Source organism: Veillonella sp. T11011-6, assembly GCF_002959755.1.
Taxonomy (GTDB): Bacteria; Bacillota; Negativicutes; order Veillonellales; family Veillonellaceae; genus Veillonella.
Genome location: NZ_PPCW01000005.1, coordinates 119,378 through 138,746, shown reverse-complemented (window position 1 = coordinate 138,746; position 19,369 = coordinate 119,378). Strand labels below are relative to the sequence as shown.

The 19,369-nt window shown below is 40.1% G+C and carries 18 protein-coding genes; 1 reads left to right on the top strand and 17 read right to left on the bottom strand.

Annotated elements, in window-relative coordinates; genetic code table 11:
* Nucleotides 1-11: 11 nt before the first annotated feature.
* The 7 genes from VRHSUH10_RS08010 to glmS form a co-directional block, all read right to left on the bottom strand.
* Entirely contained in the window at nucleotides 12-1,283 is a 1,272-nt protein-coding gene (locus VRHSUH10_RS08010) for a hypothetical protein (RefSeq protein ID WP_105090143.1), read from the bottom strand.
* Between the two features lie 8 nt (nucleotides 1,284-1,291).
* Nucleotides 1,292-2,050 carry an amino acid ABC transporter ATP-binding protein gene (locus VRHSUH10_RS08005; RefSeq protein WP_060923854.1) on the bottom strand — a complete coding sequence of 253 codons (759 nt, stop codon included), beginning with the start codon at nucleotides 2,048-2,050 and terminating at the stop codon, nucleotides 1,292-1,294.
* Between the two features lie 107 nt (nucleotides 2,051-2,157).
* Nucleotides 2,158-2,814 (bottom strand): amino acid ABC transporter permease, encoded by a 657-nt coding sequence (locus tag VRHSUH10_RS08000; RefSeq protein WP_005387763.1) that lies wholly within the window; start codon nucleotides 2,812-2,814, stop codon nucleotides 2,158-2,160.
* 123 nt (nucleotides 2,815-2,937) lie between these two features.
* On the bottom strand, nucleotides 2,938-3,750 hold the full coding sequence (locus VRHSUH10_RS07995; RefSeq protein WP_105090142.1) for an amino acid ABC transporter substrate-binding protein: 813 nt from the start codon (nucleotides 3,748-3,750) through the stop codon (nucleotides 2,938-2,940).
* A 201-nt stretch (nucleotides 3,751-3,951) separates the two neighbouring features.
* Nucleotides 3,952-4,428 carry a hypothetical protein gene (locus VRHSUH10_RS07990; RefSeq protein WP_105090141.1) on the bottom strand — a complete coding sequence of 159 codons (477 nt, stop codon included), beginning with the start codon at nucleotides 4,426-4,428 and terminating at the stop codon, nucleotides 3,952-3,954.
* A gap of 36 nt (nucleotides 4,429-4,464) precedes the next feature.
* Nucleotides 4,465-5,451, bottom strand: a complete 987-nt coding sequence (gene trpS / locus VRHSUH10_RS07985) for a tryptophan--tRNA ligase (RefSeq protein WP_105090140.1) — start codon at nucleotides 5,449-5,451, stop codon at nucleotides 4,465-4,467.
* A 58-nt stretch (nucleotides 5,452-5,509) separates the two neighbouring features.
* On the bottom strand, nucleotides 5,510-7,342 hold the full coding sequence (gene glmS / locus VRHSUH10_RS07980) for a glutamine--fructose-6-phosphate transaminase (isomerizing) (RefSeq protein ID WP_105090139.1): 1,833 nt from the start codon (nucleotides 7,340-7,342) through the stop codon (nucleotides 5,510-5,512).
* 541 nt (nucleotides 7,343-7,883) lie between these two features.
* Here glmS and VRHSUH10_RS07975 point away from each other — a divergent pair.
* Nucleotides 7,884-9,266 (top strand): hypothetical protein, encoded by a 1,383-nt coding sequence (locus VRHSUH10_RS07975; protein WP_105090138.1) that lies wholly within the window; start codon nucleotides 7,884-7,886, stop codon nucleotides 9,264-9,266.
* A gap of 108 nt (nucleotides 9,267-9,374) precedes the next feature.
* Here the strand turns inward: VRHSUH10_RS07975 and VRHSUH10_RS07970 are convergent, their stop codons facing one another.
* The 10 genes from VRHSUH10_RS07970 to yqeC all read right to left on the bottom strand — a co-directional run bounded on the left by VRHSUH10_RS07970 (nucleotide 9,375) and on the right by yqeC (nucleotide 19,347).
* The gene (locus tag VRHSUH10_RS07970; RefSeq protein WP_005387754.1) at nucleotides 9,375-10,367 is read right to left on the bottom strand and encodes a tetratricopeptide repeat protein; all 993 of its coding nucleotides are present in this window, start codon (nucleotides 10,365-10,367) and stop codon (nucleotides 9,375-9,377) included.
* A gap of 493 nt (nucleotides 10,368-10,860) precedes the next feature.
* On the bottom strand, nucleotides 10,861-12,213 hold the full coding sequence (gene glmM / locus VRHSUH10_RS07965) for a phosphoglucosamine mutase (protein ID WP_105090137.1): 1,353 nt from the start codon (nucleotides 12,211-12,213) through the stop codon (nucleotides 10,861-10,863).
* 169 nt (nucleotides 12,214-12,382) lie between these two features.
* Nucleotides 12,383-13,981 carry an NAD(P)/FAD-dependent oxidoreductase gene (locus tag VRHSUH10_RS07960; protein WP_105090136.1) on the bottom strand — a complete coding sequence of 533 codons (1,599 nt, stop codon included), beginning with the start codon at nucleotides 13,979-13,981 and terminating at the stop codon, nucleotides 12,383-12,385.
* Nucleotides 13,982-14,174: 193 nt separating this feature from the next.
* Entirely contained in the window at nucleotides 14,175-15,095 is a 921-nt protein-coding gene (locus tag VRHSUH10_RS07955) for a YbbR-like domain-containing protein (RefSeq protein WP_060923863.1), read from the bottom strand.
* Complete coding sequence (cdaA, locus tag VRHSUH10_RS07950; protein ID WP_105090135.1) at nucleotides 15,092-15,904, bottom strand: diadenylate cyclase CdaA; 813 nt, start codon at nucleotides 15,902-15,904, stop codon at nucleotides 15,092-15,094. The genes VRHSUH10_RS07955 and cdaA overlap by 4 nt, the downstream gene beginning before the upstream one ends.
* A 130-nt stretch (nucleotides 15,905-16,034) precedes the next feature.
* Nucleotides 16,035-16,349, bottom strand: a complete 315-nt coding sequence (locus VRHSUH10_RS07945) for an XdhC family protein (protein ID WP_024066914.1) — start codon at nucleotides 16,347-16,349, stop codon at nucleotides 16,035-16,037.
* Nucleotides 16,339-17,067: an XdhC family protein gene (locus VRHSUH10_RS07940; protein ID WP_105090134.1), complete on the bottom strand. Its 729-nt coding sequence runs from the start codon at nucleotides 17,065-17,067 to the stop codon at nucleotides 16,339-16,341. Before VRHSUH10_RS07940 ends, VRHSUH10_RS07945 begins: the two co-directional genes overlap by 11 nt.
* Nucleotides 17,051-17,863, bottom strand: a complete 813-nt coding sequence (yqeB, locus tag VRHSUH10_RS07935; protein ID WP_105090133.1) for a selenium-dependent molybdenum cofactor biosynthesis protein YqeB — start codon at nucleotides 17,861-17,863, stop codon at nucleotides 17,051-17,053. Before yqeB ends, VRHSUH10_RS07940 begins: the two co-directional genes overlap by 17 nt.
* The gene (locus VRHSUH10_RS07930) at nucleotides 17,860-18,582 is read right to left on the bottom strand and encodes a nucleotidyltransferase family protein (protein WP_105090132.1); all 723 of its coding nucleotides are present in this window, start codon (nucleotides 18,580-18,582) and stop codon (nucleotides 17,860-17,862) included. Before VRHSUH10_RS07930 ends, yqeB begins: the two co-directional genes overlap by 4 nt.
* 6 nt (nucleotides 18,583-18,588) lie before the next feature.
* On the bottom strand, nucleotides 18,589-19,347 hold the full coding sequence (gene yqeC / locus VRHSUH10_RS07925) for a selenium cofactor biosynthesis protein YqeC (protein ID WP_060923868.1): 759 nt from the start codon (nucleotides 19,345-19,347) through the stop codon (nucleotides 18,589-18,591).
* Nucleotides 19,348-19,369 lie beyond the last annotated feature (22 nt).

Here is a 19,369-nt window from a genome sequence, read left to right as displayed (position 1 = left end):
TTATGTGTATATTATAAAACTTGTGATGACTGGTTTGTATTCAGTGTAGTCGTCAATTTGAATCCATCTAGCACATCGATAAGTTCCGGTGTAGTAAGGCTAGTACCTGCAGGACCAATCATACGAGCCACAGCTACATTGCCTTCATTACCTAAGATAATAGTAGCAGCAAAAGATACCGGTGCTGCTACAGATGTATCAGCCGTATTCGGGTTCTTCATATGACCTGCCAAGTAGAACATTACATTACCATCGATAATATGTGTTTCATAACGTGTAATCGTTGCCTTATTTACCTCAACCAATTGTTTAAGGTAATAATCACCTAGCATTTGTTTGCCCATCATGGTAGGCATACCTGTGCTAACCGCTTGTACTGGTATTGTAAAGGATTCAATATCGAGGCGAACATTATGCTTAGCGAAAGCAATTTTACCCTTTTCATTTAGACGGGTAAAGCCTTTTGGATAGGTAAATTTAATGCCTTCAGCTACACTGATATCACTTGTGCCAGAAATAAACTGCTTAACACCTTTGATTGTACTAGAACCAGATTTATTTAGTAATTCAAAGGATGGAATTGTATGCTCCATCAAGCCTTGTTCCATGAATTCCCCTTGAATAGGTGCATAGGTACTCACCAAATTATAGCGATGTGTTGGATCCTTATCCATGATAAATTCCGCTTCAAATACAGATTGAACAGGCTCTGTAGATGTCATTTCAGCATACGATTTTGGTGTTGTTTTATCCCAACGCGCTGATGTAGCCCCTTTCTTTGTGAAGAAGCCCCCAACGATATCGTTGTTTTCAAAGACATTACTATGCTGACGCCAGATGCTCAAGTACTCTTCATCAGACATACCCTTGATTGGCACACCATACCAAGTCGTATTCCATTCCTTTTGAGATACCCCGTCTTGCGGTGTATTATTGCGTTTTGTGAAAGATACAGTATAGGAATCATCTTGCGTTGGACCCGCTAGGTTGAAAGAATAGCCTTGAATATGCTCACTTTCACTACGCACATCCATATCTATCTTAACACCATCAGCTACACGCCATGGAATCGTAAAGGTATAGCCATTTTTATAGTCCTTGACCACCGTATTCATCGTAGTTGCATACGATTTATACTGCTCTGGCAAAATAGAGGCAGAGTCTTTTTGGGAATCTACGATAGCCATCGGAGTTCCAGGTGTGCCTTGTAAACCTTCTGCCATAATAGAGGTCGTGCTCATAGCCATGACAGCCAATGTTGCAGCCATAAAACGTAACTTCATAAGACCTCCTATAACATGTTCTCCAAGAACGCTTTCGTTCTATCGTTCTGTGGATTGTTGAAAATTTGTTCTGGTGTACCTTCCTCTTGGATAACACCATCTGCCATGAAGATGACACGGTCGGATACTTCACGAGCAAAGTTCATTTCATGAGTTACGATAATCATCGTCATATGATCATCAGCCAACTGTTTTATGGTCTTAAGAACCTCACCAGTTAATTCTGGGTCAAGGGCTGATGTAGGCTCATCAAATAGCATGATTTCTGGATTCATCGCCAATGCACGAGCAATGGCCACACGTTGTTGTTGACCACCAGATAAACGGGATGGATACATATCGCGCTTTTCCCATAGGCCAACTTTATTAAGTAGTCGCTCTGCAATTGGTAAAATCTCATCATCTTTCATACCTTTTACCATGCGCGGTGCGATCATAATATTATCAAGCACCGTCATATGAGGGAATAAATTGAAAGATTGGAACACCATACCCATGCGTAATAGCAAGTCATGTTGTGTTTCTTGGCTAGCATAGTTCACAGTGCCATTAGCATCTGTACTAGCAAGAACTGTACCATCTACAGTAATAGAACCACCATCAATGGTCTCCAATTGACCTAAGCAACGCAGGAATGTAGATTTACCAGAGCCAGATGGGCCGATGATAGAAACGATTTCCCCTCTATTCATTTTGAGCGATACATCGCGCAATACAGTTTGATTGTTAAAGCGTTTTTCAATACGCTCCATGTTTACAAATGTCATAAGTACCTCTTACATCGTCGTATTAACTAAATAGTTGTAGTCTTAAATAGTGCTATAGCCCCTCAAACAACTACATCTATATCTACGACACACTACTACAGAATAGATTAATCTTCATATACAGCAAATCGTCTTTCTAAGTAGTTGAAGATATTTGTCAAAATAAAGGTAAAGATCAAGTAGAATAAAGCTGCCACTAAAAAGGCAGAGATATCAAAGTCACGTTGTACGATAGATTTTGTAATACGCAAGATATCATTCATAGCCAATACGTATACAAGAGACGTATCTTTCAACAAGTTAATTGTTTCGTTCGCAAGTGGAGGCAATACGCGTTTAAACATTTGAGGTAAGATGATTTTACGCATTGTTTGAGCATAGGTAAAACCAAGAACCTTTGCCCCTTCGTACTGACCACGAGAAATGGATTGAATACCACCGCGGAAAATTTCACATAAATAAGCGGCGTAGTTTAATACGAATGTAAGAACAGCGGCTGTAGCATCATCCATTTGTACCGCACCATCTGTAATGATAGGCAATGCATAGTAAACGAATAAAATTTGTAGCATTAATGGTGTGCCGCGCATCAAATATACGAAAGCTTCAACAATTTTGTCGAGCACTGTAAATTTAGATAGACGTACCAAAGCAAGTAAGATACCGCCAGGAATGGATAAAATCCATACAATACAGAAGAGCGATACGGTTACCTTTAAACCATCAGCGATGGTTGGGATAATCTGCAATAAATAATCTAACATGGAATACTCCTTCAAAACACGACTAGAGAAGAGGCATCTGGCCTCTTCTCTAGTGTACATTTCGTTCTTTAATTATCTGTTGTACATACTGACCATAGTACTATTAGTATATCACGAATTGTACTATTTAGCATCGCTCTTATCTAGGTCTGCACTAGAGCCCAACCATTTTTCAACGATTTTATCAGCAGTACCATCTTTTTTCATGTCCGCTAAGATACCATTGATTTTATCACGTAATGCAGTGTCATCTTTACGGAAACCAACAGCGAAGTTGTCAACACCGTAATCAGTACCGTCTACGATTTTGTATTTACCAGGTTCTTTTGTCATGAGGTAACGAGCGATAACACCATCGGAGATAACTGCATCAACACGACCAATACCAAGATCCATGAAAGCACTTACGAAGTCAGCATAAGATTTTGTTTCTTTCACAGTTTTACCGCTTGGATCATTTTGTAATGCAGATTCACCAGTACTAGCTTGTTGAACACCTACTACTTTACCTGCCAAATCAGCTTTGGATTTGATGGAGTCATCATCATTACGAACAACGATGTATTGTTTATCCTTCATGTATGGATTGGAGAACAAAATATTTTTCTCACGTTCAGGAGATACTGTTAAGCCATTCCATAAAGCGTCAATTTTTTTAGATTTCAACTCAGCTTCTTTACTGGACCAGTCAATAGCTTTGAACTCTACCTCCATACCAGCACGTTTAGCCGCTTCTTTAGCCATATCGATATCTAAACCTACGATTTCGCCTTTATCATCTTTAAAGCCCATTGGAGGGAAGCTATCATCTAAGCCGATAACGATTTTTTTAGGCAATTCTTTATTAGCGGTTTTAGTATCGCTACCACAACCCGTTACAAATACCATCATAGATACTGCTGCAAGGCCAACGGCCATCATTTTCTTCCAATTCATAACTATCCTCCACGGTGTATTACACCTTTAACTACTTGCTATTATATGCTGTACAGAACTCATGTCTGTACCCGATGATTGTATTATACTTTAGTTCGTTAAAGTTGTAAATAGCTAATTTGATGAATTTTTGAATTTTCTTAATTTCTTAATATTACATATCATCTGTTGTAAGGATAAAGCATTTGTATAACCTATATTTTAAAGATTTGAATGCTTATTAATAGCTTCAATCATGGCCATTTTATCTTTATACCCTACCTGCGCAAGGTCTAAGGGTATGACATAAATACCACCATGACCATTCATAGCCTGCAATTCACGCCAACCTTCGGTAAACCCAATAATATGCTCGTAATCTACAAAGACAAAATATTCATCCCCATGAAAGAGACTGTGAAAGTATTCTATAAAAGAAAAAGGCCTACGTTTCAACACGAGGCCCTTTTCACAGATAAAAGCTTGACTTTCACCTAATCTATGAAGGGTCCACAATATAAGAAGTAACAACAGATAATACAATATACGCTCAGTCCAATCGGACGGCAAATATTTCACAATTAACACGCACACCAATAGACCGACGATGCGTCCAGTCCACTGGATTCCACGATGTATTTCTAAGCTCTGTTGTACGGCACCTGATGAAAAGCGTTCCATTGCCTCTTGTTTCGTCATGGCTTACCTCACAAATTGAAAGTCTACTATATGATTTTATTTACGGCACAAGCCCATAGCTTGCTCAACTTTACGGTACATTTGACTTGCTTTAACATGAGCCTTAGCAGCACCTTCATCGAGAATGACATCGAGTTCAGGGCTTGTAATCAATTCATTGTAACGTTGTTGGATTGGCTCAAGAGTTGCCACTAATAGGTCTGCAATATCGGATTTGAATACGCCATAACCTTTACCAGCATACATTTCTTCGATAGCTTCATAGCTGTCTTTTGTGATAGCACGGTAAATGCCCATCAAGTTAGAAATGCCCGGTTTGTTTTCTTTATCGTAACGCACTGCATTATCAGAGTCAGTTTGAGCACGTTTCAATTTTTTCACGATCAAATCTGGTGCATCCAAAAGGCGAATGGTAGCATTTTGGTTATCATCAGATTTACTCATTTTCTTAGTTGGTTCTTGTAAGCTCATAACGCGAGCACCACCTTCGCCTACCTTGATATCAGGCACTACGAAAGTTTCACCGAACCTACGGTTAAAACGCTCTGCCAAATTACGAGTCAACTCAAGATGTTGCTTTTGGTCCTCACCTACAGGAACATAGTTTGTACCATATAACAAGATATCTGCCGCCATCAATGGTGGGTACGTAAGCAATGCTGTAGGAATAGAGTCACCTTGCTTTTGAGACTTATCTTTGTACTGAGTCATGCGCTCTAATTCGCCAACATAGCTGATAGATTGCATAACCCAACCGAGTTTAACATGCTCAGGTACTTCGGATTGTACGAACAATGTTACCTTTTTAGGATCGAGGCCAACCGCTAGGTACAACGCAGCCAAATTACGAGTATTTTGGAATAACTCTTTTGGATCTTGCGGTACAGTGATCGCATGTTGGTTAACGATACAATAATAACATTCGTCAGTATCTTGATAGTCTAAGAAATTACGTAAAGCCCCCAAATAGTTACCAAGTGTTAACTCACCACTTGGTTGGATGCCGGAAAATATAACTGCCATAATAGTCTCCCTATATTGAAATAAACCAACAGTGCCGAAGCACTGTTGGTTATATATATTATTCTACGGTTACAGATTTAGCCAAGTTACGTGGTTTATCTACATCTGCGCCGCGTGTAATCGCTGCGTAGTACGCTAACAATTGCAATGGTACAACAGCAAGGATAGGAGCGATGAATTTATTCGCACGAGGAACATAGATTGTATGGTCTACGTGTTTAGATAATTCTTCATCACCTTTCATGCCGATACCGATTACAACCGCTTCACGCGCTTTTACTTCGCGGATGTTGCTGATCATCTTATCGTATACATCCTCTTGTGTAGCCAATGCGATAACAGGTACGCCTTCTTCAATAAGAGCTAATGTACCATGTTTCAATTCGCCACCAGCATATGCTTCAGCATGGATGTAAGAAATTTCTTTCAATTTCAAAGCACCTTCCATTGCTACTGCATAGTCGATAGCACGGCCCAAGAAGAACGCATCAGATTTGAAGCCATAATGTTTTGCAAAGGCTTTCATATCTTCGTCTACTTCAAAGATTTCATGAATCAATGTAGGCAAGTTTTTAACACCGCTAAGAATTTCTTCGCCTAACACTGGATTCATTTTGCCATTTAATTGGCCAAGGTATACAGCGAACAACAAGCCTGCTACTAATTGAGTAGTGTAAGCTTTTGTAGATGCTACAGAGATTTCAGGACCTGCCCATGTGTACACAGTGTTATCTGCTTCACGAGAGATACTGGAACCTACTACGTTTGTAATCGCTAAGGATTTAGCGCCAAGGCGTTTAGCCTCTTTCAAAGCAGCCAATGTATCAGATGTTTCACCAGATTGGCTGATAACGATACATAATGTTTTGTCATCAGTCAATGGATTGCTGTAACGGTACTCGGATGCGATTTCCACACTTACAGGAATACGCGCCAAGTTTTCAATATATTGTTTTGTTACAAGACCAGCATGGTATGCTGTACCACATGCAACGATGAGGATTTTATTGAAAGCTGCTACATCTTCAGCAGTCCAATTTAACTCATCAAAGATGGCTGTTTTACCATCTTCAGAGATATGCGTACCGAATGTATCGCGTACAGCTTTAGGTTGATCATGAATTTCTTTCAACATAAAGTGTTCATAACCACCTTTTTCTGCTGCTTCCGCATTCCAGTTAACATGGAATACTTCTTTATCAACAGGGTTACCTTCACGGTCGAATACGGATACATTATCACGAGTTACGATAGCTAATTCACCATCGCTCAAGATGTATGTATCGCGTGTGTAGTTAATGATAGCTGGAATATCGGATGCTACAAAGTTTTCACCTTTGCCAAGACCGATAACCAATGGATTTTCTTTTTTAGTACAAATGATTTTATCTGGCTCATCAGCACAGATGATTTCAAGAGCATACGCACCATCAACACGAGCTAGCATGCGACGTACTGTGCCTACAAAATCGCCATCATACATATCTTCTAATAAATGAGCTACTACTTCTGTATCAGTTTCAGATTTGAAATGGTACCCTTTTTCAATGAGCTCTTCTTTTAAAGGCATGTAGTTTTCAATAATGCCGTTATGTACAACAGCAAATTTACCATCTTCAGATACATGAGGGTGGGCGTTCATGTCGGATGGACGACCATGAGTAGCCCAACGAGTATGACCAATACCTATAGTTCCTTCATTAGGATCTGCTTTTACAATCGCCTCAAGATTAGCAAGACGGCCAACCTTCTTTTGAATTTTAATAACATTTTCAGGGCCGATAACAGCAATACCTGCAGAGTCATAACCACGGTATTCTAATTTCGCCATACCGTCCAACAAGAAATCAGATGCTTGATTAAAGCCAATGTATCCTACGATACCGCACATAAGTATATCCTCCTATAACTGGGGGTATTTCTAGCCCCAGCCAACAACTAAGGCTAACAAATTACTATTCTAACTTAACAATCTAAGTTAATGTTCAAATTATGTATCAAATAGTATTTGAATACAATTCATTCAGATACACTTTGTCCCCATCGTTACCAATGGGCTTTTTAATATCTGTTACGACATGAATATGCCGGAAGAGCATCCGCTGATGATTCGATTACTCTTCACCTCGTCTACCCTAACGACTGCCTTCGCGGGTACTTGCGCTATTCGCCTTTACGAATTAGGGAACTCCTTTCTATAAGATACGGCAGATCTTAATAGTATACATCATATACCAATCTATATTATACGTGATAAGTAATGGTGAAAGCAAGATATCCTCATCGACATATCTAAACATCACGGTTAATATTTGTTTATAAATCCCATGTATCATTCATACTATTTTCACAGATAATTACTATACTTCTTACAATCTTAATTTTACACAATTTGATTTTATCGTGCAATAAATATTTGGAGGTTATTATATATGACACATTCACGTAATTATAAAACTTTAAGACGTTTCATCGTTCCAGCTTTAGCGGGCGGCGCCCTCGCAGCACTCGCATTCGCCCCTACCTTTGGTGCAGAACCAGTACATTCTAATGTTCCACCACAAAGCATATCTGCCCCTAAGGCTGATGCACCTAATACTGATACACCTAAAAATGATGTACCTAGACCTGATGATGTAAAGACAGGCGAAATTAATGAACCAACGCCTCATAAGGAAGCTAATCCTAATACTTTCACAGGTACATCTGTTATTAGTGAAAGCAAAACATTCGAACACCAACGATTTGATAATACTACAAGCAACCAAAATTCTTTCATCGGCAAAAACAAAGCCACTATCACCATCGATAGCAGCGTATTTGATAAACAGGGTAACACCACAAATGATGACAACAGTAATTTCCGCGGACAAAATGCAGTAGTGCTCGGCATCGAAGGCAGTCAAACGAGCATTAAAAATAGTAATATTACATCTAATAGTATTGGCTCTAATGGAGTATTTGCCACTGGCGAAGGATCTGTTATCAACGTAGAGAATACTAATATTCACACAAAAGGTGATTCCTCTCGCGGCTTAGATGCAACCTATAAAGGCACTGTAAACGGCAAAAATTTAACCATTACTACTGAAGGGGCTCACTCTGCTACACTCGCTACAGACCGTGGCGAAGGTACTATTACTGCAGAAGCAGCTAAACTTACTACATCTGGTTCAGGCAGTCCTGTTATCTACTCCACTGGCAATATTACAGCTAACAATGTGAATGGCGTAGCTAACAAGAGTGAAATTGGTGTCGTAGAAGGTAAAAACTCTATTACCCTTACGAACTCTAATGTTACAGGATACCAAGATAATGGCTTCATGCTATACCAAAGCTTCTCCGGTGATGCTGAAAGCGGTATCGCTCGTTTAAAAGCGGAAAATAACACACTCACAACTCATGGTACAGGTGCATTCATCTATGTAAACAACACCACAGCCGAAGCGGACCTTACAGGCAACACGATTGTAATGCCAAATACTACGACACTCGTGAAAGCTGCAGCAGACTCCCGGTGGGGTAAAACTGGGGAAAACGGTGGCCACCTCACACTCCGCGCATCCAATCAAGAACTTAACGGTAACATCGTAGCCGACTCCATCAGTACTGTCGCACTGGACATGACTAATGGATCTAGCCTCGTAGGCGCTGTAAACACAGACAACACAGCTAAAGAAATTACACTTAAACTCAGCAAAGACTCTATCTGGACACTCACAGGCGATAGCTATGTAAAATCCTTAACTAACGAAGACACAACAGGCAGTAACATTCACTTGAATGGATATAAACTCGTTGTGGCTGATAAATAAAACCAAGAAATAAAAGAGGCAACGTCGTCGACGTTGCCTCTTTTATTTCTATGCCGATTTAGAACCATACAAAGCTGCCTAAGGTTATACCAAAATTTATTCTGAGAGTTAGTCTATCAAATAGCAGTCATATATGGGCCATAGTTTTAGTTCAACCACAGGCTTATAGTTTTCATATTTAATCTTATGCTCTAATATATTTAGGCTTTCTAAATCATCTTCCCAACATTGGAGATACTCTTGCCTCTCTTCTTCACTCGCAAAGTCATCATCTATTTTTACATCTTCAATACATGCTAGTATTTCTGTTCGTTGTTTGATCACTTCTAGATAGAATTGGTCATGTTGGTTCATAGTCCAAAGGCCAAAATAATAAGGGCCGTAATTTAAGTCACAAGTGCTTTTAGCCTTTTCACATTCTTCTAAGAATAACTTGTACTCATCTAATACATAATAGGCGTTAAAGATATCAAACTCCCAAATTTCATCATCTCGCTGATATGTAGGATCTCCACCAATCTTAATTTTCTTCAAATAATCAAGGGATTGGATTTTATTTCCTAAATACACATCACAATAAGCTATACAAAGAAATAATCGCATTCTATTTGGATAGTTTTCAAGTAACTGCAAAAATATGGTCTTTGCTTTTTCATATTCTTTGAGTTCAAATAAACATACGGCACGGCCAAAGTTCATTTCATAATTATATGATATGCTTCGTCCCTTTTCATAAGTCAGTAAGCTTCTCTCCAATTCCTCTACTGAGCCCTTATCTGCATAAGATGAGAAATGATACAAAGCCAGCCCTCGGTAGGTCTCTATATATGGAGAATTTAACTTTACAGCTGCAGATAGATACTCATATTCTTTTATATTGCCCTCATCATTATAATAAAAAGCCAAATTAGTATAAACTTTAGCTTTTTCAACATCATTCAATTCATCACTATATTTTTCTAAGAACTTCTCCAAGATAAGCTGTGAATTTTTCTCTCTCCTCGCTTGTGATTCAGCATATGCAAGCTCACAGGCAGAATCAATACTATTCGGGCACTCATTAAGGAGAGTCTCAGCCTCCCCTTGATTTATATTTTTCATATTACACCTTAACTATTAAACCAATACGATTTAAACTATATAGCTATAATAACATAAGTCATACCCTATGTACGTATTTGCAAAAACACCATTCCATCTCTTAACTATGTAAGAGATAAATTACATCATCTCTGCTATCCTCCTCCCCATATGCGAAATAACTCTTAATGAGTAGAAATGGTATAATGCAGAAATATTTGCGCCATAGTGACGGTTCCATTCGGTAACCATCCTAAATAAATATAAAATAAATACCCTCCTATATATGTTCCTGCAGCGACTTTACGTAGGACGGAGCAAAGGGACATATATAGGAGGGGATACTTTTAATATGAAATTGTAGAATGGATTCACAATTATTAAAATCCATTAGTTTAATCTTAGTAAAGATGGTTCCTCGCTGTGGATTTTGCTTCGCAAAATCTTACGCTCGGAACAAAGTGATGTGTGGGCTTCATCGTCGCAAGCTCCTCTGCCGCCTCACACCCTACTTTTATTCCGCTAACCCTTGTTCTCTACCGATAATATCAGCGATTTCTTGGCATAGGGATTGTAGCGCTTCTTGGTCTGGACCTTCAGCCATTACGCGGATGAGTGGTTCTGTACCGGATGCACGTACTAGAACGCGGCCTTCATCACCGAGTTCACCTTCAGCTGTTACGATAGCAGCTTTAATAATATCATTGTCTTCCCAGCCTGTTTTAGTAGCAACGCGAACGTTTACTAATACTTGTGGGTATTTTGTCATAATGCTAGCCAGCTCAGAAAGCGGTTGATTTTTTTCTTTCATAAGAGCCGCTACTTGCACAGCTGTTAACATACCGTCACCAGTTGTATTGTGATCTAAGAAGATTACGTGACCAGATTGTTCACCACCAACGGAGAGGTCATGCTCACGCATGTATTCCAATACATAGCGGTCACCAACTGCAGTAGACACGGTTTTCATACCAAGTTCTTCTGCTGCTTTATGGAAGCCAATATTACTCATAACAGTACCAACTACTGTATCGCCTTTTAGCTTGCCTTCTTCTTTTAATTTAAGGGCACACAATAACATGATTTGATCGCCATCGAGAACTTGGCCTTTTTCGTCAACCAATAAGCAACGGTCAGCATCGCCATCGTTAGCGATACCAAGGTCCGCATTGTGTTGTTGCACAGCTACTTGCAAGCCTTCAATATGTGTAGAACCACAGTGATGGTTAATATTCAAGCCATCTGGATTAACGTTGATGTTGATTACTTTAGCGCCAAGGCCAGACAAGATTTCAGGGCCTACGCTAGAAGCAGCACCGTTCGCACCATCATATACGATAGTTAAACCTTCAAGAGATGTATCGATGGTGTGACGAACAAAGTGAGCATATAAATGAGCCAAGTTGCTATTGTACTCAATTGTACCGATGCCATCACCTGTAGGACGTGCCAATTCATTGTCCGCACTTTGACGAACATATTTTTCTAATTCATCTTCTACTTCATCTGGCAATTTATAGCCATTGCCGTCAAAGAATTTAATGCCATTATCTGGATATGGATTGTGAGATGCAGAAATAACAGCACCCGCATCAAAACCTTGTTGACGTACAAGGTACGCTACTGCTGGAGTTGGGATAACACCGGCAATGACAACATTGCCACCAACAGAGCAAATGCCTGCTGCTAACGCACTTTCAAGCATAGAGCCAGAAATACGCGTATCGCGACCGATCAAGAATGTAGGATGATCTTTTTCCTTACCAAAATATGTAGCCGCAGCACGGCCTAAATGATAGGCTAATTCAGGTGTTAAAAATTCATTAACAACACCACGTACACCATCTGTACCAAATAAACGAGCCATAATTATCCTCCTCTAGGGATTGTGAAAGTCACAAGTCCTCATATATTCACTGTTGTGTATTATATCACAATATATACACTACACATATAGATACTATACAGATATATTATTTTACAGTATCAATATGAACCTATACTGTAGTTTCTTTTACAATATATTCTACTACTAACTAGTTAGGTTTTGCATATTTTGCCATACATAAGATAGCCGTTTCTGCTCCATCAAGGGCTGCACTCATAATGCCACCTGCATAGCCAGCGCCTTCACCCATAGGGTAGAATCCACCTACAGTCGGAGAAACGCGATCTTCATTACGTCCCATGCGCAGTGGTGCAGAGGTACGCGTTTCAACGCCCGTCATGCATACTGCAGGATTATCAAATCCATGAATGCGTCGTCCCCAATATGGCAAAGCCCGTTCCAATACAGACGTTACGAATGGTGGCAAGCAATCATGTAAATCGCAATTTACTACACCTGGTTCATAGCTATAGGTGCTATCTTGTACGCTTGGTGCTTGTGAAAGCCCTAAAAATTGACCTACTGTTTGTGCTGGTGCATGGAAGTTAGAGCCACCTAATTCATAAGCTTTGCGCTCCCATTCACGTTGGAATGCTACACCATCCAGAGGATGATTACCGAAATCTTCTGGGCCTACGTTAACTACGATAGCACTGTTCGCAACACCGCTATCACGAGCATATAAGCTCATGCCATTCACAACAACGCCCCCATTTTCGGATGCAGAGGCCACAACTTGACCACCTGGGCACATACAGAAGCTATACGCAGTACGGCCTGTTTCTTTATCGTGATACACAAGGGAGTATTCTGCGGCACCAAGGCCCAAGCTGGAAGGTTCTACACCATATTGGGACTCGTCGATAACAGCTTGATCATGCTCTATACGAACACCAATAGCAAATGGTTTTGCTGTCATTTCTACATTGCGTTTATGTAGCATTTCATACGTATCACGTGCACTATGGCCTACACCAGAAAGCACAACCGTCGTATCGATTCGCCCGTTGCCATTAACTTCAACACCAACGATACGATCATTTTCAATGAACAAATCAGTTACTTTGGCGCCAAAGCGAACTTCACCGCCCCACTCAATGATGCGTTCACGCATAGCTTTTACCATGGTACGCAACTTATCTGTACCTACGTGAGGTTTATGTTTATATAAGATTTCTTCAGGCGCACCAAATTCTACAAAGTATTTAGAGATTTCGTGCAATCTAGGATGTGTAACGCGAGTTGTCAATTTACCATCTGAGAAGGTACCTGCACCGCCTTCGCCAAATTGTACATTGGATTCAGGCTTAAAGACCCCTTCTTTCCAAAATGTTTCTACATCTTGGCTACGAGTATCAACGTCTTGACCTCGTTCAAGAACGATTGGATGATATCCTTCACGAGCTAGGTAGAATGCTGCAAGCATACCTGCCGGCCCAAATCCCATCACTACAGGACGATGTGCTAAAAGCACATTACCATAGACAATAGGTTCCGGATCTTCTGGCGTGAACACAGATACATCCTTTTGTTTACCTAGTTTTTTCATAATTTGAGCTTCTTTTTGAACCTCAACGAACAAGGTATATACAAATACAATATTAGGTTTTTTACGAGCATCTACAGCGCGTCGCACAACATGAATTGTTTCAATGGCACCACGTAACTGGGGATACTTCTTTTCTACAATCTCTTTAATATCCGACTTGACCGTCACGGCCACGCGGAGATTTATTATTCTAATCATATGTTACCTATTAAAGCTATCCTTTCAGAATGGACTACATCTATATTATTTGACCTAAATTCTTTATAACTGACCCATTAGAAATTGGTCATACATCTTTATTATACAACACTACTATAAAAGCTAATATATGAATAATAAAAACAAAACCCTAATAGAGTTATGTAATCTACTCTATTAGGGTCCTTTTTAGCTACGTAGTTTTCTTTTGTATATCTACCTTAACATGTACTGTAGTAACATTACTATTGACACCACTCGGTAATACTAAGTTGTAATTACCTTGAATGCCCTTCGTTACACCGGTAAGATCAATTGGTTCTGTTTGAATTTCTGAAACAGAATCAATCATTTCTTCTCGACCAGTCACAGTTAATTGAGTTGGTGTAACGGATATAGACTTAACTTCATACCCATCAGCTACCGTCCCCGCCGTTGGTACTGTAATAGGAACCGCTTTATCTTTACGCAATAAGTTTAGTTCATATTGCGCTTGACCTTGGCTTGGATTGATGTGTACATCTAATACATTACCAGATATATCCCAGGCTTCTAACGTACTAACAGCACTAAAGTTCTTAGTTTGACCAGAGATATTAACCTTCATAACAACCTTATTTACAGCGTTAACGAGCTGTTTACGTCCAGATACAGTTACCTCTTTCGGTACAATAGTTACTGACTTGAGAGCAACATCGTCGGAGAACTTACCAATTGGAACAATTTCAACCGGTATTTTCCGCTCTGCATATTCGTCTACATTAATTGTTACAGTATCAGGCTTAACCTCCACAAGGCTCATCCCCGCTGGAGGGGTAAATCCAATGGTTACATTATTTTGACCTGGTTTTACACCAGATGCATCAATATATGCACGAAGATTATCTGCCTTTATAGCCATAATCGTATCGCGAGGGCCCGAAAGGACAATGCGTGCTACATCAGGTGCATCTTCTATAATATAATGGGAATCAAGATTTTGGACTTGAACAGGTACTGTATAGGTTACCTCCATCACAGGGTTCTGATCTCGCATGATAAAGAACCACATGACGATAGCGGCTAGCAATGATAACAACTTAGCTGGCCAATTGCGTTTCAAATGTATCATCATTTTTTTGCCCCCCATTTCCACATACCAGTAATGGTTTGACGAGGGCGTTCCATAAATGTACGCAACGCTTCTTTAATTTGATCTTCCGGTAAATGGCGATAAATATGGCCGCCATAGGTATAGGAAATTGTCCCCGTTTCCTCACTGACCACAACAACGACAGCATCAGTTTGTTCAGACAAACCGATGGCTGCACGGTGACGTGTACCAAGTTCAGTACTCAATGTACGATCCTCAGTTAGTGGCAATAAACAACCAGCTGCACGAATGCGACCATCGCGGATGATTAGCGCCCCATCATGAAGTGGTGTACTAGGAACAAAAATATTTTTAATAAGTTCACGGCTCAACACAGCATCAATTAAAATGCCTGTATCAACGAAGTCATTGAGACCTACTTCACGTTCAAAAACGATAAGTGCCCCGGTATGCTCACGAGACATAACGCGAGCCGCCGCCATCACTTCATTGATAGCCATATCCATTTCCTCTTCGTTGACATTCTGTGCCTTACTGAAAATTCGACCACGGCCCAATTGTTCTAAAGCACGACGCAATTCCGGTTGGAATACTACAGGTAATGCGAAGAGAAGAACGGTCATACTTTGTTGCAAAATCCAATTGATAACATATAGATTCAGCAAATGACTCAATAAATTTAGAATTGCTAGCATAACAAGACCTTTCAAAAGAGAAACGGCCCGTGTATCTTTAAGCAATTTATATAAGTAATAAATACCTACGGCAACGATTAAGATATCAGCGATATCAAGAAGCCTAAAGGTATGTATAAGTGCGTCAATATGCATAAAAATAGCTCCTTATACAAAATAATAAGGTACAACCAACTACTTGGCTGTACCTTATATTTTAACTCATTTTAGAAGCACTGTAAATTTATAAACAATTATAAGATATGATTTTTCTATAGTTATAAACTTAAATGTTTTGTGTTTCAATCCACACATCCATCTGTCCACCACACACCATGCCTTCTTTTACAGCTACATCGTCATCTAAAAGAACTTCGATACGACGATGTGCTTCTTTTTTATTCAAGGAATCAACAGCGCTTAGACGAATCTCATTTTCAGCACGACCACCACCGATCGTACCAAAGATAGATCCATCTGGGAATACTACCATAGATGTACCAGCCTTACGCGGTGTAGAACCACGGGTAAATAAAATAGTAGCCACAGCTAGTGTTTCATTTTTACGAGCACTTAAATATTCAATAAACTCACGATTCATAGCTCACTCTACCTTTCCGCAATGAGCCGCCTTTTTTACCACGCACCACTGCCAAATATTCGCTAACGATAGATAATGCAATCTCCTCAGGGGTTTGTGCACCTAAGTCTAGACCAATTGGTGCATATACCATATCTAATTCTTCTTGCGTCCAGCCTTGTTCACGCAATACTTCAAATGCATAATGAATACGCTTTTGACTGCCCATAACACCCATATAGGTTGGCAAATAATCGCGCAATTGTTCTAAGCATACATTATCATACTCATGAGCACGAGTAACAATGATAAACCCATTATATTCATCAAGAGGTAGATCATTTTTAAAGTTTTCTAATGGTAAGCATTTACGAGTTACACGTTCATCAAAGAATTCAGGAACTACATATTCTGGGCGGTCATCTACAACGGTTACACGACACCCAATAAATAGTAATAAATCTGTAATAGCACGGCTTACATGACCAGCGCCTAATACGAGAACAGACGGATCATTTTCTACAGGTTGTACGAAACATTCAACTTCGCCTACCATGCACAAAGAATTAAGCTTTGCTTTATCTACCATAAAGCCTTCAATTGGTGTGCCATACAAAACACTACCATCTTCAGCATAAATTGTCTTATCCCCTTGACGCGGACCAGACAAAACAGTAACCATCAACGTAGTTTCTGTAAGCTGAAGACGGTCTTTCATCACATCATAGATCGTTTCCATCTTGATTCCTTTCATAATCCCATGCAGTAACGGCTTCTAAAACGCCACCACCAACAGCAAGGGATTTATCTGAAATACTATAACAATGAGCTTCTTCACAACGAGCATCTACATCGGCCAATTTAAAATGGTCGGATACGATGAGTCCGCTCTTAAGAATACCTCTGAGAATACCTGTAATTTTTGCCCGCACTGGCTCTTTATCTACATAACCAATGACTTCATTAGCTTGTACAGAATCGCCAATATGGCGCTTAGCTGTAAACAGACCCGCCTTTGGTGAGTGAATAACACGTTCATGAGTATAACCACCTACATTACCGGGAATCCCCGTATTAGGCTGCGCTGGACCATCATAGATGCAACGACCTAAGTAATGACCGCGCATGGTTTCAATAACAACATCCACATCATGCCCTGCAGTAAATCCAGGCCCCACACCAATGACGAGATCTGCATCATCACGTTTGGTACCAAGATTCTTTTTACTTAAAATAGCATCTACAACAATAACTGGCTTCAATGTATCAAGTAGCTCTTCATACGAACTAGTCACAACGGGAATAACACCTTGTGCCAACGTATCTGCTACTTCACTGAGGGCTACATGACGTGCTACAAAGCGTTCCAAAATCATTTCTCCACGATGTACAGCATTGCCATAACATACTTCACGGCGAATCATGGTAGGAATGGCGATTTCGTTAATCACCACAGGATAGCCTGCACGTTTCAATCTATATACAGCGCCAGAAGCGATGTCTCCGCCTCCGCGCATAAGGACTAATGGTTTCATAATGCCTCACTTTCACGTTGTTTCAAACGCTCAAAATCATCGGGTGTGTCAATATCATATCCAACATCGTCACGAATCCACAATTTGATAACATGGTCTTTACCACTACCGCGAATGATAGTTTTGCCACCTTGATCCCCTTGGATATGTTGCAATGATTTAAACCAATGTGAACCAAATAGAACAGGATTTCCCGATTGATAATTCGCCCCATAATGCGGAACGACGATAGTTTTCGAATGAAAGTTATCACTAAATGCACTAATAACCTGATGTACAACATTCCCGGTCAATAGTGGTTGATCCCCTACAGAACAAAGAATGCCATCTAGCGGTATCGGTGAGTTTTCTATCAAATGACGTACTCCTATCGCTATGGACAGGCCTTGTCCACGATTAGGATGTTCATTCTGAACCACTTCAAACCCATAGCTCGTAACTATAGGTTCTAATCTTTTATGATCATCACCAGTAACCGCTACAAAAGGTAGTTTACAGGATTCAGTAAGTTCTACCGAATCATTCCATCCACAATGAAGAGCCCCACAGACCGCATCTAAAACAGTTTTACCACGCCAAGGCAAAAGTTGCTTATTACATCCCATGCGCTTGGATTGACCTCCTACGAGAAGGACAATGCCAATATGTAAAGGACGACGGTCTATGGGGTCTCTCATGGGACTGAAAGCGGTATTAGATTTTGCTTTCACATAAGTCATGAGTACCTACCGACATTGAATAATGCGACGGATTTCACAACTTGCTTTGTATCCATCAGCTAAGATGATATCGGAAATGTCGCTATCTACAATATGATCAATAAAATCATCAATGATACGATGTTGCACCGTTTCATAACCAGTACAGAACAGAATTTTTTTACCTTTACTGTATTGGAATAAACCTTGTTTATGGAGCACAAGATCAGCCAACATGCGTGGCGTTACAATGGCACCCATATCGCGTTTCACAATATCTTGAACGAGCTCGATGTTATGCACGTGCTCATCATCAAGCGGCGCTCCTAACATTTGTAAATTCACAAGACCAATCGTAGTCTTTGTGAGAGATGGGATGACTGGCTCAGTCGTCTTAGGCGCCTTAAGCCATTTTTCCTTTGCCCCATCTGCTTCCACTACAATTTGCCAGTTCGGATGCAATTTTGCTAAACCATCGATAAGATCACAATCTAAGGAGTCCACTTTTGTTCCTGTAATGCCAGAGAACCACGCACCACAATATCCACGCAAAATACGATCAGTACAATATTCATCAGCTTCATTAATATTTCGAGTATAAATCGGTTCATAATGAGCCACTTGAGATTCATAGAGTCGAGTCGTAGTCGTAACTACGATGGGCTGACCTTTCAGCCTTCCATATTCTACTAATTTTGAAAGCACAGTCGTTTTACCGCCTGCCCCAACAAGGGCCACGATTCCCGGCTGAATCAATCGATTCCAATAGGATGTTTGTGATGTCATAAAACCAGGCCTCCTTAGAAAG

What these genes read in the sequence shown, in the direction of transcription:
- VRHSUH10_RS07930 (WP_105090132.1), bottom strand. Translation starts at nt 18,582, where the DNA reads ATGACTTATGTGAAAGCAAAATCTAATACCGCTTTCAGTCCCATGAGA.
- VRHSUH10_RS07940 (WP_105090134.1), bottom strand. Translation starts at nt 17,067, where the DNA reads ATGGAAACGATCTATGATGTGATGAAAGACCGTCTTCAGCTTACAGAA.
- VRHSUH10_RS07960 (WP_105090136.1), bottom strand. Translation starts at nt 13,981, where the DNA reads ATGATTAGAATAATAAATCTCCGCGTGGCCGTGACGGTCAAGTCGGAT.
- VRHSUH10_RS07970 (WP_005387754.1), bottom strand. Translation starts at nt 10,367, where the DNA reads ATGAAAAATATAAATCAAGGGGAGGCTGAGACTCTCCTTAATGAGTGC.
- VRHSUH10_RS07990 (WP_105090141.1), bottom strand. Translation starts at nt 4,428, where the DNA reads ATGACGAAACAAGAGGCAATGGAACGCTTTTCATCAGGTGCCGTACAA.
- VRHSUH10_RS08000 (WP_005387763.1), bottom strand. Translation starts at nt 2,814, where the DNA reads ATGTTAGATTATTTATTGCAGATTATCCCAACCATCGCTGATGGTTTA.
- VRHSUH10_RS07955 (WP_060923863.1), bottom strand. Translation starts at nt 15,095, where the DNA reads ATGATGATACATTTGAAACGCAATTGGCCAGCTAAGTTGTTATCATTG.
- yqeB (WP_105090133.1), bottom strand. Translation starts at nt 17,863, where the DNA reads ATGAAACCATTAGTCCTTATGCGCGGAGGCGGAGACATCGCTTCTGGC.
- cdaA (WP_105090135.1), bottom strand. Translation starts at nt 15,904, where the DNA reads ATGCATATTGACGCACTTATACATACCTTTAGGCTTCTTGATATCGCT.
- glmS (WP_105090139.1), bottom strand. Translation starts at nt 7,342, where the DNA reads ATGTGCGGTATCGTAGGATACATTGGCTTTAATCAAGCATCTGATTTC.
- glmM (WP_105090137.1), bottom strand. Translation starts at nt 12,213, where the DNA reads ATGGCTCGTTTATTTGGTACAGATGGTGTACGTGGTGTTGTTAATGAA.
- trpS (WP_105090140.1), bottom strand. Translation starts at nt 5,451, where the DNA reads ATGGCAGTTATATTTTCCGGCATCCAACCAAGTGGTGAGTTAACACTT.
- VRHSUH10_RS07975 (WP_105090138.1), top strand. Translation starts at nt 7,884, where the DNA reads ATGACACATTCACGTAATTATAAAACTTTAAGACGTTTCATCGTTCCA.
- VRHSUH10_RS08005 (WP_060923854.1), bottom strand. Translation starts at nt 2,050, where the DNA reads ATGACATTTGTAAACATGGAGCGTATTGAAAAACGCTTTAACAATCAA.
- yqeC (WP_060923868.1), bottom strand. Translation starts at nt 19,347, where the DNA reads ATGACATCACAAACATCCTATTGGAATCGATTGATTCAGCCGGGAATC.
- VRHSUH10_RS07945 (WP_024066914.1), bottom strand. Translation starts at nt 16,349, where the DNA reads ATGAATCGTGAGTTTATTGAATATTTAAGTGCTCGTAAAAATGAAACA.
- VRHSUH10_RS08010 (WP_105090143.1), bottom strand. Translation starts at nt 1,283, where the DNA reads ATGAAGTTACGTTTTATGGCTGCAACATTGGCTGTCATGGCTATGAGC.
- VRHSUH10_RS07995 (WP_105090142.1), bottom strand. Translation starts at nt 3,750, where the DNA reads ATGAATTGGAAGAAAATGATGGCCGTTGGCCTTGCAGCAGTATCTATG.